Below are 12,578 nucleotides of genomic sequence, written 5' to 3' on the forward strand. Positions count from 1 at the left end.
GTAGTGTTTTAAATCTCGGCGATGAGTTCGATTTCTACGCAGGCACCCAAAGGGATTTGAGCTACACCAAAGGCGCTGCGAGCATGTTTGCCTGCATCACCAAAGACATCGAATAAGAGTTCTGAGCATCCGTTAATGACTAAGTGCTGTTCAGTAAATGCTGGAGTGGAGTTTACTAACCCCATCACTTTAGTAATGCGCTTGACCCGATCGACTGAGCCTAAGTGATGATGAAGTGTGGCAAGTAGGTCGATGGCAATCGCGCGTGCTGCTTTTTTGCCCGTTTCAGTATCCATATCTTGTCCGAGTTTGCCGACCCAAACTTTGCCAGCCTGTTTTGCTATGTGCCCCGAGAGGTAAACGCTATTTCCTGAGGTGGTCGCCATCACATAAGCTGCTGCGGGAGGACCCGCTGGGGGTAATTCAATACCTAAACTTTTGAGGCGATCTGAGGCTACGGCGGTCATGGTGTTCTCGATAATTGGGAATAGGAGAAAGTATAGGGAAAAATATTCCCTATAAACGCCAATTTGCTAAAAATACGCATTCCAGGCTAGTTGCTTGCTGTCTCCGCTATACTCTCTCAAACTTTTTATCAATCTGCTTCTTGATGATTTCTATGAAAAAACACTTGATTTCCCAATTGGCCTTATCCGCTGGTTTGGCTTTTATTGCTTTTGCGGCACAAGCTGACGATGTTCAGGGGTCTGCTAAAGCAGGTGCTGGAAAAGTATGGCTTTGTACAGGCTGCCATTCGATTCCCGACTATCGCGCTGACTACCCACTGGTCTACCGGGTTCCCATGATTGGCGGACAAAATGCCGGCTATATCGCAGTTGCCTTGTCTGAGTATAAAAAGGGCGAGCGTAAGCACCCAACCATGAGAGCGATTGCCGGAAGCTTGTCAGATCAGGATATGGCTGATATTGGCGAATACTATGCTGCCCAAACATCCAGCTCACCGATTAACCCATTGAAGTAATCGAGATATGTCTATGAAATTTGCATTCATCACAACTCTTGTGTTTTGCTGTGTTGGCTTGGCTAATGCTGCTGATATTCAAAAAGGTCAGGCTTTGGTAGAGAAGGGCGCTTGTACTTCTTGCCATGGCGCTGGACTGAATGCCCCAATCTTGCCAGTTTATCCACGCTTGGCTGGTCAACCTGCTGATTACCTCTACTACGCCTTACATGCCTATCAAGTCGGTGGCAGTAATGCCAAGTACGGCCGTAACAATGCCATCATGGCAGGCCAGGTTCAACCCTATTCAGATCAAGATTTAAAAGATATCGCAGCTTACGTTTCTTCGTTACCAGGCACTTTAGTAATCAAAAAGTAACACTGCTTTATGAGGTACAGTAATGACTTAGGATAAGCTCCTAAGCCATTGTTTTGTATAGAACTAATACACTTAAATCTATCTAGCAGCTTCCAAGCCTAGAGCCAAGTGCTTACGCATTGCCATCTCAGCAGCTTTAGCGTCGCCTTTGAGGATGGCCTCCAGAATTTGTCGATGTTCTAAGAGGGAGTTTTGTAATCTTCCAGTTCGATTTAGGGAGTCTTTTCTTTGAAGTTTGAGAACCTTCCTCAAATCTCCAATCACTCCGTTCAGCCATTTATTGCCGGCTATATCGAGGATAAGCTCATGAAATCGCACATTAATCTCAAAAAATTGCTCAATATCTCTATCCGCAGCTGCCTTCTCTAGGCGATGGTGTAAGTCATCGAGCTGATTCAGTTGGGATTCATTGGCCTTCATAGCCGCCTCTTTGGCTGCTTCGCCCTCCAGCAGGGATAGAACAGTGAAGATTTGCTCTAAATCAGATCGCTCTACCTCAGTGACATAGGCGCCTCTACGCAATTTGATCGTCACAAGTCCCTCAGCAGCCAGTAATTTAATGGCTTCTCGCATAGGCGTTCTACTAATTCCGAACTGCACAGCCAGGCTTTGCTCGTCTAACCAGCTACCGGGCTCCAGTTCGTGGGCAAAGATTTGCCCTCTGAGACGGTCAGCGACATCCTCGTATAAGGGCCTATTTATTAGTTTTGTATTCATAATTATGTATACAATATCTAGACAAACTGGGATTTGTCAAGCAAAATAGCCTTAAATATTTTGTGAGATTGATGCAGCCATATGGGAGCGCTAGATGCCTAGTATTAAGAAGGACAAAACAACATCTTGGCCTGAAGTAACAAAGACCAATCTGGAGTCCTGGAATAAATCGGCTCAAAAATCCGCTCCTAATGGCGATGTTGATCAATTGGGTTGGCAAACACCCGATGGAATTCATTTAAAGGCTTTGTATACCTCCGCAGATCTTGAAGGCCTTAACTACGCGGATACCTTGCCAGGGTTTGAGCCATTTGTCCGCGGCCCACAAGCAACGATGTATTCGGTTCGTCCCTGGACAATTCGACAGTACGCGGGATTTTCAACTGCAGAAGAATCCAACGCTTTTTATCGCAAAGCACTCGATGCCGGCGGCCAAGGTGTATCAGTAGCCTTTGATTTGGCAACCCATCGCGGCTATGACTCTGATCATCCCCGTGTCACAGGCGATGTGGGCAAAGCAGGTGTGGCAATTGACTCAGTCGAAGATATGAAAATATTGTTTGACGGTATTCCACTGGATAAAGTTTCGGTATCTATGACAATGAATGGGGCCGTATTGCCGGTCTTGGCAGGCTATATCGTTGCCGGTGAAGAGCAGGGTGTTAAGCAAGATCAACTATCCGGAACAATTCAGAACGACATCCTGAAAGAGTTCATGGTGCGTAATACCTATATCTATCCACCTGAGCCTTCGATGCGCATCATTGGCGACATTATTGAGTACACCGCAAAGTACATGCCCAAGTTCAACTCGATATCCATTTCGGGTTATCACATGCAAGAGGCAGGCGCTAACCAAGTATTGGAATTGGCATTCACCTTGGCTGATGGTCAGGAGTATGTAAAGACAGCGCTAGCAAAAGGTTTGGATATCGACGGTTTTGCTGGACGCCTCTCCTTTTTCTTTGCCATTGGCATGAACTTCTATTTAGAGGTTGCTAAATTGCGTGCTGCACGGCTCTTGTGGTGGCGCATTATGAAAACCTTCGAGCCGAAGAATCCCAAATCACTGATGCTCCGCACCCATTGCCAGACCTCAGGCTGGTCATTAACCGAGCAAGATCCCTATAACAACGTAGTCCGTACTACGGTTGAGGCGATGGCGGCAGTGTTTGGTGGCACGCAGTCTTTGCATACCAATTCCTTTGATGAGGCAATTGCTTTACCCTCTGAGACCTCAAGCCGCATTGCTCGTAATACGCAATTGATTTTGCAAGAAGAGACTCACATTACCAATGTGATTGATCCTTGGGCCGGCTCTTACATGATGGAAAACCTCACCCAAGAAATGGCCGATAAGGCTTGGGAGATTATCGAAGAAGTCGAAGCCATGGGCGGCATGACCAAAGCAGTTGAAAGTGGTTGGGCCAAGCTGAAGATTGAAGCTGCTGCTGCAGAAAAGCAGGCCAAGATTGATTCAGGTTCAGATGTCATTGTGGGCGTGAATAAATACAAGCTTGCTAAAGAAGACTTGGTCGATGTATTGATGATCGACAACGATAAGGTGCGTGATAGTCAGATCGCTCGCTTAAAAAATATCAAAGCCAAACGTGATCAGAAACAGGTCGATTTGGCACTTGATGCTTTAACCAAAGCCGCAGAAGAGAACACCGGTAATTTACTAGGATTAGCTGTGGATGCAATTCGTTTGCGCGCCACGGTCGGTGAAGTCTCAGACGCATTAGAGAAAGTTTACGGGCGCCATCGCGCCGATACGCAAAAGGTGACCGGAGTGTATGCAGCTGCTTATGACTCAGCCGAGGGCTGGGAAAAACTCAAAGTAGAAATCGCGGATTTCGCTAAAGACTTTGGCCGTCGTCCTCGAGTGATGATTGCGAAATTGGGTCAGGATGGTCATGATCGTGGCGCCAAGGTAGTCGCTACAGCCTTCGCTGATTTAGGTTTTGATGTTGATATTGGCCCCTTGTTTCAGACGCCAGAAGAGTGTGCCCGTCAAGCCATCGAGAATGATGTACACGCCTTAGGGATCTCCACTTTGGCTGCCGGCCATAAAACTTTGGTGCCTGCAATTATTCAAGAGCTTAAGAAGCAGGGCGCTGATGACATCATCGTGTTTGTGGGTGGCGTTATTCCTCGCCAAGACTATGAGTTCCTGTTCGAAGCGGGCGTGAAGGGTATCTATGGACCCGGAACACCGATACCAGCTTCAGCAAAAGACGTGCTAGAGCAAATTCGGAAACAGGTTAATCCTAGTTAAGTCTAGGATTCCAAGTTCATGATGAATCCCGCTGATCAATCCTTGTTTGAGGATCTCACTGGTAAACCATCGCCAGCGCAACGTCGTGCCCTGGCGAAGATCATCACTCTTCTAGAGTCTACGCGCTCAGATCACCGTACGCGCGCAGACGAACTACTTAACGCATTACTTCCTAAAACTGGCAAGTCCTTTCGTTTAGGTATCTCAGGTGTGCCAGGGGTTGGTAAATCGACTTTAATTGAAACCCTAGGTCTGTATTTAATCAATAAAGGACACCGCGTTGCGGTCTTGGCAATTGATCCCTCATCGAGCATCTCGGGCGGTTCGATTCTGGGCGATAAGACACGCATGGAACGCCTATCCGTTCATGAGCATGCCTTTATCCGTCCAAGCCCATCATCGGGGACTCTAGGTGGTGTTGCAGAAAAAACCCGTGAAGCCCTTTTGGTTGCAGAAGCGGCTGGTCACGATATCGTGATCGTTGAAACAGTGGGTGTAGGTCAAAGTGAGATTGCAGTAGCGGGTATGACAGATTTATTTCTCTTGCTCCAGCTTCCCAATGCAGGCGATGACCTCCAGGCTATTAAAAAAGGCGTAATGGAGCTAGCAGATCTGATTGTGATTAATAAAGCCGATATCGATCCTAATGCTGCAATGAGAGCGCAAGCTTTTATTACCAGCTCTTTGCGGTTGTTGGGATTTCAGGGCAATCCAGACCATGCGACCCATCAGCAGGATTATTGGCATCCGATTGTGATGAGTTTAAGCGCTCTCAATGGTCAAGGGATTCCAGAACTCTGGGAGAGCATTCTTCATTTTCAAAAATTACAGATCGCCAATGGAAGACTGCAAGAGCGTCGCAAACAACAGGCAGGCTCCTGGATGTGGGAGCGCATCGACGCTGGACTTAAGCACGCCTTCCGCAACCATCCCGAAGTTCAAGCGCTATTACCTAGATTAAGCGCCGAGGTGAATGCAGGAACGATGGCTGCCTCCGTAGCGGCCCGTCGCTTACTTGAAGCTATGGGACACGAATTTTTCTAAGGAAATATTATGAAAGAAATCATTCAACAGCTCGAAGATAAGCGTGAGCTAGCAAGACTTGGGGGCGGTCAAAAAAGAATTCAAGCACAGCATGCTAAGGGAAAGCTCACCGCTCGCGAACGAATTGAACTGCTACTGGATGCGGGCTCTTTTGAAGAGTGGGACATGTTTGTTGAGCATCGTTGCCATGATTTTGGGATGGATGAACAAACCGTGCCTGGTGATGGTGTGGTGACTGGTTACGGCATGATTAATGGCCGCTTGGTATTTGTTTTTTCGCAAGACTTCACAGTTCTAGGCGGATCACTTTCAGAAGCCCATGCAGAAAAAATCTGCAAGATCATGGATCAAGCACTTAAAGTCGGCGCTCCAGTAATTGGTTTGAACGATTCTGGTGGGGCACGAATTCAGGAAGGTGTTGCCTCTTTAGGTGGCTATGCAGAAATCTTTCAGCGCAATGTCACAGCCTCAGGCGTGATACCGCAAATCTCCTTAATCATGGGTCCATCTGCTGGTGGCGCAGTCTATTCACCAGCGCTGACTGACTTTATCTTTATGGTCAAAGACAGTTCGTATATGTTTGTGACGGGTCCCGAGGTTGTGAAGACAGTAACGCATGAAGATGTAAGCGCAGAAGAGCTTGGCGGTGCAGTAACGCATTCCACAGTATCTGGGGTGTGTGATCTTGCATTTGAGAATGACGTAGAAGCAATCATGATGCTTAGACGGTTCTTTAACTACTTACCGCTCTCGAACCGTGAGAAACCCCCAGTAGTCCGTATTCCAAATCGACACGAAGAGCCTGATTATTCATTAGATACTTTAGTGCCATCAAATCCAAATCAACCTTATGACATCAAAGAGCTGATTCATAAAATGGTCGACGATAGCGAATTCTTTGAACTTCAGCCTGACTTTGCCAAGAATATTATTATTGGCTTTGCACGCATTGAAGGTTCAACCGTCGGCATTGTTGCCAATCAGCCACTGGTTCTTGCTGGCTGTCTCGATATCAAAGCCTCTATCAAAGCAGCCCGTTTTGTGCGCTTTTGTGATGCCTTTAATATTCCAGTGGTGACATTAGTGGATGTGCCAGGATTCATGCCAGGGACAGCGCAAGAGTACGGCGGGATCATTAAACATGGCGCAAAGTTACTGTATGCCTATGCTGATTGCACAGTGCCGAAAGTGACCTTAATTACACGTAAAGCCTATGGCGGTGCCTATGACGTAATGGCGTCAAAACATTTGAGGGGCGATGTCAATTTTGCATGGCCATCGGCAGAAATTGCCGTAATGGGTCCCAAGGGAGCTGTAGAGATTATTTTCCGTGAAGAAAAGTCTGATTCCACCAAAATAACTGCGCGCGAAGCAGAATACAAAGCCAAGTTTGCCAATCCATTTGTTGCAGGTCGGCGCGGCTACATTGACGATGTGATCTTGCCGCATGAGACGCGCAAACGCATTGCACGATCTTTGGCAATGTTGAAAGACAAAGAATTAAAGAACCCCGCTCGTAAGCACGGCAATATCCCTCTGTAAGGCGGCTGACTATGACAAGCAAAATGTTTAAGAAAATTCTGATTGCAAACCGCGGTGAAATCGCTTGCCGTGTGATTAAAACGGCTCAAAAGATGGGCATCAAGACGGTCGCTGTCTATTCAGAGGCTGATAAAGAGGCTCGACACGTGCAGATGGCTGATGAATCAGTCTGTATCGGGCCTGCACCATCGCGTGAATCGTACCTAGTCATGGATCGCATCATTCAAGCCTGCAAAGATACAGGGGCAGAAGCAGTTCATCCTGGCTATGGCTTCTTATCTGAAAACGAACTGTTTGCCAAGCGTTGTGAAGAAGAAGGCATCGTCTTTATTGGCCCTAAACATCAATCCATCGCAGCAATGGGGGATAAGATTGCCTCCAAGAAGCTAGCGCTCGAAGCTAAAGTCAATACGATTCCTGGACATAACGAGGCAATTGCCACAACTGAAGAGGCGGTAAAGATTGCTCAGGGTATAGGATACCCAGTCATGATTAAAGCTTCTGCAGGTGGCGGGGGCAAAGGCTTGCGGGTTGCATTCAATGACAAAGAGGCTGCTGAGGGTTTTGCTGCTTGCAAAACAGAGGCAATGAGCAGCTTTGGTGACGACCGCATCTTCATTGAAAAATTTGTTGAAGGCCCACGCCATATTGAGATCCAAGTTTTAGGGGATGCGCACGGCAATATAGTTTATTTGGGCGAACGGGATTGCTCGATCCAAAGACGCCACCAAAAGGTGATTGAAGAGGCGCCATCGCCATTTATCGATCCTGCGACCCGCAAAGCAATGGGCGAGCAAGCCGTAGCTTTAGCCAAGGCTGTGAACTATCAATCAGCCGGTACGGTTGAGTTTGTGGTGGGCAAAGACAATTCTTTCTACTTCCTTGAAATGAATACTCGACTGCAAGTGGAACATCCGGTCACAGAAGGTATTACAGGCCTTGACCTCGTTGAGCAGATGATTCGGGTTGCCGCTGGAGAAAAGCTGGCATTTAAGCAGGAAGACGTCAAACTTGATGGTTGGTCAATGGAATGCCGCATCAATGCTGACGATCCATTCCGCAACTTTTTGCCTTCTACCGGTCGCCTGGTTAAATACCGCCCTCCAGCAGAGCAGGACGGTGTTCGTGTCGATACAGGTGTTTACGAGGGTGGTGAAATTCCGATGTATTACGACTCGATGATTGCCAAATTGATCGTTCATGGCAAAGACCGAGCAGAAGTCATTCAAAAGATGCGTGATGCTCTGAATAACTTCGTGATTCGAGGCATTCATTCAAATGTTCCTTTTCAGGCTGCTTTATTGCAACACCCTCGTTTCGTATCAGGCGATTTCACAACAGGGTTTATTGCAGAAGAGTATCCACAGGGATTTAAGAAAGATTCCGTTCAGCCTGCTGATCCAAACAGATTAGCAGCTTTGGCTGCATTCATGCGCTACCGTTATCTTGAGCATATCAAGCTGATTGACGGCCAATTAGCTGGTCATGAGATGGTGATTGCAAAACAATTTGTCATTGTTAGTAGCAAACGGGTCGGTGCTAGCGAGGATCCATATGAGTTACCAGCCCGTATTGAGTTAAAGCAAGGTGTCTACTCCGTCTATATTGATGCGGCTGATGGTTTGAGTCGTTACGATATTGAAAGCACTTGGCGTCCAGGCGATATTACTTTGCACGCCAGAATCAATGGCACCAGCAAGATTACTGCTCAAGTAGAACGTCGTGGCGTTAAATACTATCTTGTTCTAGACGGTGCTCAATATGACTGCATGGTTCTGAGTCCCTTGGGCGCTGAATTACAGCGCCGCATGCCTGTTAAGTTGCCGCCAGATACTTCTAAATTGGTTTTATCCCCAATGCCTGGCTTATTAACGAAGATTTTTGTCAAAGCCGGTGAAAGTGTCACGGCTGGCCAAAAACTAGCAGCAATAGAAGCGATGAAGATGGAGAATACCCTTAGTGCAGTGCAAGATGGAATCATCTCTGAGATTTGTGCCAAAGAGGGTGATAGTTTGACAGTTGATCAACTTATTATTCGTTTTCAATAAGAGTACACCATGTCAAAGCCTTTTCGGATTCTTGGTATTCAACAAATTGCGATCGGTGGAGAGAGCAAAGACCGCCTTCGTAAACTGTGGATTGACTTATTGGGTTTTGAATATCTCAGCACTTTCGTTTCAGAGCGGGAAAATGTAGATGAGGATATCTGTGCAATCGGCACTGGGGCCCATCAAGTTGAAGTCGATCTCATGCAACCCTTTGACGTCGATAAAAAACCTGCTGTTCATCAAACGCCATTGAATCATATTGGCTTATGGGTCGATGATTTACCTAAAGCAGTCGAATGGTTAACCGCCCACGGTATGCGCTTTGCTCCTGGCGGTATTCGTAAGGGGGCTGCCGGTCATGACATTACCTTTATCCACCCTAAAGGCAATGAAGAATTTCCCTTTGGTGGTGAAGGTGTTCTAATTGAATTAGTGCAAGCCCCAGCGGATATCATTCGCGGCTTGAGTCATTAGATATTTCCTCATAGGCTTAGTTTGGCGCGTTTACTTGCAATTGATACTTCATCTTCATGGTGTTCAGTAGCCCTTAGCGCGGGGACTGCTAAGCCATTATTTCGTCACGAAAAATTATCTGCAACTGCTAGCCAGAATCTTTTGCCTTGGATTGAAGCGCTCTTACAGGAAGCAGAAATTGATCTTCAAGATCTAGATGCCATTGCTGTTGGTGTTGGTCCTGGTGCCTTTACCGGCGTGCGCTTAGGAGTGGCTGTTACGCAAGGTCTTGCGCTAAGTGCGAATCTACCCGTAATCCCTGTCATCAGTCTGGATGCGATCGCAGCGCAATTTAGCCATAAAGATCAAGCCAACAGCTCTGCAAAAAATCTCGTGGTAGCGATAGATGCAAGGATGGATGAGGTTTATTGGGCACAGTATCAATTGCAATTAAATGCATTTCCAAAGCGCATCTCCGAAGTCAAGCTAAGCTCACCAGAGACGGTAGACTTTAGTGAAGCTGATGTTGTGATTGGTAGTGCGATTGTAGAGTTCGGCAATCGATTGGCAATTCCCAAGACCACAATTCAGAATGCGCAAATCGGCATTCATTCGCTTGGAGTTCTCATGCTTGCTCAGAGCATGTGGGATCAAGACTTACAAATCTCGGTTGATCGTTTAGAGCCTCTTTATATACGCAATAAAGTCGCATTCACTACTGAAGAGCGCTTACAAAACACCCTGGTCAAATAATGGCGGATGCAGCTGAGCTGGCTTTTTTGCCGATGCAGAGTGGTGACCTAGACGCAGTTCTGTCTATAGAGCAGATTTCTCATGCACACCCTTGGACCAAAGGGAACTTCAATGACTCTTTAGCAGCGGGTCATTGGGCTTATTGCATACGCCCCGAGCCAAAGGATGCGGAGCCTGGCTCTTATTTGGATCCACAAGTTTTATGGGCCTATTGCGTTCTCTACCCGGCCGTAGATGAATTACATCTCCTCAATATCACTGTAGCACCTAAATTGCGTCGCCTCGGGATTGCAGCCAGAATCATGAGGGCTATTGAAGGAGTTGCAGCTAGTCGCCAAATGCCTCGCATTATTCTTGAGGTGCGACCATCCAATATCCCAGCTATTACCCTGTATGAGAGTTTGGGATATGAAAAGATTGGGGTACGTAAAGATTATTACCCAGCTGATCAGGCGAGCGGCCAACGAGAAGATGCACAGGTGATGGCTAAATCCATTAACCTATCGGCATGAACACAGTCAACAATTCCAATTCAGCCATTCTTAAAGAGATGGGTATTTCTGAATGGGTTTCTAAAGACGCCATGCCATTGGCTTCCACTGAGGCACCCTTAGATTCTTCTGCTCAGAGCAAACCAAGGGGAACTTGGTGGTTCTTCGGCAGTAAGCCTAAGGGCGAGGCAGAAGCGCTCTTTCAGAATTTGATCCGCGTCTTGGGCTTACGCACTGATGAATGGCTGTGGCAAGAACCCGTTAATAAAAGCAAGCTTGCTAAGCCTGATAATGCTTTGCCGATAGTCTCAATTGCCTTTGGTGGTCAAGCAGTGCAGGCTATGACTGGTGAAAGAGATACTTTGGATGAGCTACGAGAGACAATTTTGGAGCTCAGTATTGAAGGTCTGGAAGAGATTCCTTTGATACCATCTTTTACTTTAGAGCATTACATTTCTAAACCACAAGATAAGCGATTGTTATGGCAGGATCTTTTGCTCGCCAAATCGGTACTACAAAGTCTATAGACTTAGTGCTTGTGTTCACCAATTAGGTGAAGTGAGTCATATTCAGCTTGATTTGCGGCATGTCGGCGCATGACCATGTACATAATGAGACTTACTACAACGCCAAAGCCAATGATGACGTATTTCACGGGGAAATCAAACCAAATGAGAAGGGCGTAGGTTGCCAACATGAATAGCACCGAAATATTCTCATTGAAGTTCTGTACTGCAATTGAGTGACCTGCTGACATGAGAACGTGTCCCCGATGTTGCAATAGGGCATTCATTGGTACGACAAAATAGCCAGCCAGCCAGCCCACTAACATCAATAAGAAATAGGCAGGTAGAAGATTAAGATGCAGCTTTAAAGAATAGAAATTCAATAAAACAGTGTCGGGCAACATATCAGAGTTATATAGAGCAAGGGTACAAACCACAATACCCATCGCAATGCCATAAGGTAAAACCGTGAGTGATTTGCGTAAAGGTACGCGCCAAGCGGCCCAGACAGCCCCGCCAGCAACCCCTACGGCTGAGATCGCTTGCAAAATAGCGCCTTGAGATAAGTTCATATGCAAAGAAACTTCGGCCCACTTAATAACGATAAATTGCAGGGTAGCACCCGCTCCCCAGAAGAGAGTGGTGACTGCCAGAGAAATTTGCCCCAAACGATCATTCCAAAGGGTCAAAAAGCAGTGCGCAAAATCCTTAATGAGCTCGATAGGATTTGTTTTTTGCGCAAGATAGCGCGCTCCCGTATCTGGAATGCGTAAATTAATCAGCGCTGCAACCATATAGATAAACATCGTAATGAGGATTGCTGACTCAGCGGGTGTATCAATACCTGTATCGATCACGGGCATATCAAAGCTCAGGAGGGATCCTGATACAGCACTGCTAATCAGAATGCCGCCCAAAACGGTTCCTAAAATGATGGAGCTTACCGTAAGGCCTTCAATCCAGCCATTTGCTGCAACTAACTTTTCCGGTGGTAACAGCTCAGTTAATATTCCATATTTAGCTGGTGAATAGGCTGCTGCTCCTAAACCGACAATGGCATAGGAAAGTAGGGGGTGGGCACCAAAGAGCATGAAAATACAGCCGACAAATTTAATCGAGTTGGTGATGAACATTACATTACCCTTGGGTCTGGAGTCAGCAAAGGCTCCCACAAAAGCCGCTAGCAAAACATAGGACAATACAAAGAATAATTTGAGTAAAGGGGTCATCCAGGCCGGAGCTTGGAGCTGGACCAGGAGGGCAATTGCTGCAATCAGCAATGCGTTATCGGCGAGCGACGAAAAAAATTGCGCCGCCATAATGGTGTAAAAACTACGGTTCATTCGTACAATCTAGTCATTGCTGCAATTAAAACACGAAAGGGGCTTTTTTATATGGGCAGTTCG

General features: G+C 46.7%; 13 protein-coding genes. 10 read left to right on the forward strand and 3 right to left on the reverse strand.

The annotated features are described in order from the left end of the window. Positions 1 to 8: 8 nt before the first annotated feature. Complete coding sequence (locus tag Pas1_RS04735) at positions 9 to 467, reverse strand: RidA family protein (protein WP_112294643.1); 459 nt, start codon at positions 465 to 467, stop codon at positions 9 to 11. A 152-nt stretch (positions 468 to 619) separates the two neighbouring features. Here Pas1_RS04735 and Pas1_RS04740 point away from each other — a divergent pair, with 152 nt between their 5' ends. Both Pas1_RS04740 and Pas1_RS04745 read left to right on the forward strand, forming a co-directional pair. Beyond that, entirely contained in the window at positions 620 to 982 is a 363-nt protein-coding gene (locus Pas1_RS04740; RefSeq protein ID WP_112204062.1) for a c-type cytochrome, read from the forward strand. Between the two features lie 13 nt (positions 983 to 995). Continuing rightward, positions 996 to 1,340 carry a c-type cytochrome gene (locus Pas1_RS04745; protein WP_112295168.1) on the forward strand — a complete coding sequence of 115 codons (345 nt, stop codon included), beginning with the start codon at positions 996 to 998 and terminating at the stop codon, positions 1,338 to 1,340. Positions 1,341 to 1,418: 78 nt separating this feature from the next. Here Pas1_RS04745 and Pas1_RS04750 read toward each other — a convergent pair whose 3' ends face one another. After that, entirely contained in the window at positions 1,419 to 2,057 is a 639-nt protein-coding gene (locus Pas1_RS04750) for a GntR family transcriptional regulator (protein WP_112204059.1), read from the reverse strand. A 94-nt stretch (positions 2,058 to 2,151) separates the two neighbouring features. Between Pas1_RS04750 and scpA the strand changes: the two genes are divergently transcribed. Genes scpA through Pas1_RS04790 form a run of 8 tightly spaced genes read left to right on the forward strand, consistent with a single transcriptional unit; the run spans position 2,152 to position 11,193 of the window. Then, positions 2,152 to 4,335, forward strand: coding sequence for a methylmalonyl-CoA mutase (scpA, locus tag Pas1_RS04755; RefSeq protein ID WP_112294644.1), 2,184 nt, complete (start codon positions 2,152 to 2,154; stop codon positions 4,333 to 4,335). 21 nt (positions 4,336 to 4,356) lie between these two features. Beyond that, complete coding sequence (meaB, locus tag Pas1_RS04760) at positions 4,357 to 5,379, forward strand: methylmalonyl Co-A mutase-associated GTPase MeaB (RefSeq protein WP_404824864.1); 1,023 nt, start codon at positions 4,357 to 4,359, stop codon at positions 5,377 to 5,379. A 9-nt stretch (positions 5,380 to 5,388) separates the two neighbouring features. Next, positions 5,389 to 6,921: an acyl-CoA carboxylase subunit beta gene (locus tag Pas1_RS04765; RefSeq protein ID WP_112294645.1), complete on the forward strand. Its 1,533-nt coding sequence runs from the start codon at positions 5,389 to 5,391 to the stop codon at positions 6,919 to 6,921. A gap of 23 nt (positions 6,922 to 6,944) precedes the next feature. Next, on the forward strand, positions 6,945 to 8,969 hold the full coding sequence (accC, locus tag Pas1_RS04770; RefSeq protein WP_192874768.1) for an acetyl-CoA carboxylase biotin carboxylase subunit: 2,025 nt from the start codon (positions 6,945 to 6,947) through the stop codon (positions 8,967 to 8,969). A 9-nt stretch (positions 8,970 to 8,978) separates the two neighbouring features. Then, positions 8,979 to 9,443 carry a VOC family protein gene (locus Pas1_RS04775; RefSeq protein WP_112204049.1) on the forward strand — a complete coding sequence of 155 codons (465 nt, stop codon included), beginning with the start codon at positions 8,979 to 8,981 and terminating at the stop codon, positions 9,441 to 9,443. Positions 9,444 to 9,464: 21 nt separating this feature from the next. After that, complete coding sequence (gene tsaB / locus Pas1_RS04780; protein ID WP_112294647.1) at positions 9,465 to 10,175, forward strand: tRNA (adenosine(37)-N6)-threonylcarbamoyltransferase complex dimerization subunit type 1 TsaB; 711 nt, start codon at positions 9,465 to 9,467, stop codon at positions 10,173 to 10,175. Then, a complete protein-coding gene (gene rimI, locus Pas1_RS04785) occupies positions 10,175 to 10,687 on the forward strand; it encodes a ribosomal protein S18-alanine N-acetyltransferase (protein WP_112294648.1) in 513 nt (170 codons plus the stop codon). The genes tsaB and rimI overlap by 1 nt, the downstream gene beginning before the upstream one ends. Beyond that, the gene (locus Pas1_RS04790; protein ID WP_112294649.1) at positions 10,684 to 11,193 is read left to right on the forward strand and encodes a uracil-DNA glycosylase family protein; all 510 of its coding nucleotides are present in this window, start codon (positions 10,684 to 10,686) and stop codon (positions 11,191 to 11,193) included. The genes rimI and Pas1_RS04790 overlap by 4 nt, the downstream gene beginning before the upstream one ends. Positions 11,194 to 11,195: 2 nt before the next feature. Here the strand turns inward: Pas1_RS04790 and lplT are convergent, their stop codons facing one another. Beyond that, entirely contained in the window at positions 11,196 to 12,515 is a 1,320-nt protein-coding gene (lplT, locus tag Pas1_RS04795; protein WP_112294650.1) for a lysophospholipid transporter LplT, read from the reverse strand. Positions 12,516 to 12,578 lie beyond the last annotated feature (63 nt).

Origin of the sequence: Polynucleobacter paneuropaeus (assembly GCF_003261235.1) — a bacterium.
GTDB classification, from domain to species: Bacteria; Pseudomonadota; Gammaproteobacteria; order Burkholderiales; family Burkholderiaceae; genus Polynucleobacter; species Polynucleobacter paneuropaeus.

Excerpts from the sequence above, each read along its gene's own strand:
- Pas1_RS04735 (WP_112294643.1), bottom strand. The coding sequence starts at position 467 with ATGACCGCCGTAGCCTCAGATCGCCTCAAAAGTTTAGGTATTGAATTA.
- Pas1_RS04740 (WP_112204062.1), top strand. The coding sequence starts at position 620 with ATGAAAAAACACTTGATTTCCCAATTGGCCTTATCCGCTGGTTTGGCT.
- Pas1_RS04745 (WP_112295168.1), top strand. The coding sequence starts at position 996 with ATGAAATTTGCATTCATCACAACTCTTGTGTTTTGCTGTGTTGGCTTG.
- Pas1_RS04750 (WP_112204059.1), bottom strand. The coding sequence starts at position 2,057 with ATGAATACAAAACTAATAAATAGGCCCTTATACGAGGATGTCGCTGAC.
- scpA (WP_112294644.1), top strand. The coding sequence starts at position 2,152 with ATGCCTAGTATTAAGAAGGACAAAACAACATCTTGGCCTGAAGTAACA.
- meaB (WP_404824864.1), top strand. The coding sequence starts at position 4,357 with ATGAATCCCGCTGATCAATCCTTGTTTGAGGATCTCACTGGTAAACCA.
- Pas1_RS04765 (WP_112294645.1), top strand. The coding sequence starts at position 5,389 with ATGAAAGAAATCATTCAACAGCTCGAAGATAAGCGTGAGCTAGCAAGA.
- accC (WP_192874768.1), top strand. The coding sequence starts at position 6,945 with ATGTTTAAGAAAATTCTGATTGCAAACCGCGGTGAAATCGCTTGCCGT.
- Pas1_RS04775 (WP_112204049.1), top strand. The coding sequence starts at position 8,979 with ATGTCAAAGCCTTTTCGGATTCTTGGTATTCAACAAATTGCGATCGGT.
- rimI (WP_112294648.1), top strand. The coding sequence starts at position 10,175 with ATGGCGGATGCAGCTGAGCTGGCTTTTTTGCCGATGCAGAGTGGTGAC.
- Pas1_RS04790 (WP_112294649.1), top strand. The coding sequence starts at position 10,684 with ATGAACACAGTCAACAATTCCAATTCAGCCATTCTTAAAGAGATGGGT.
- lplT (WP_112294650.1), bottom strand. The coding sequence starts at position 12,515 with ATGAACCGTAGTTTTTACACCATTATGGCGGCGCAATTTTTTTCGTCG.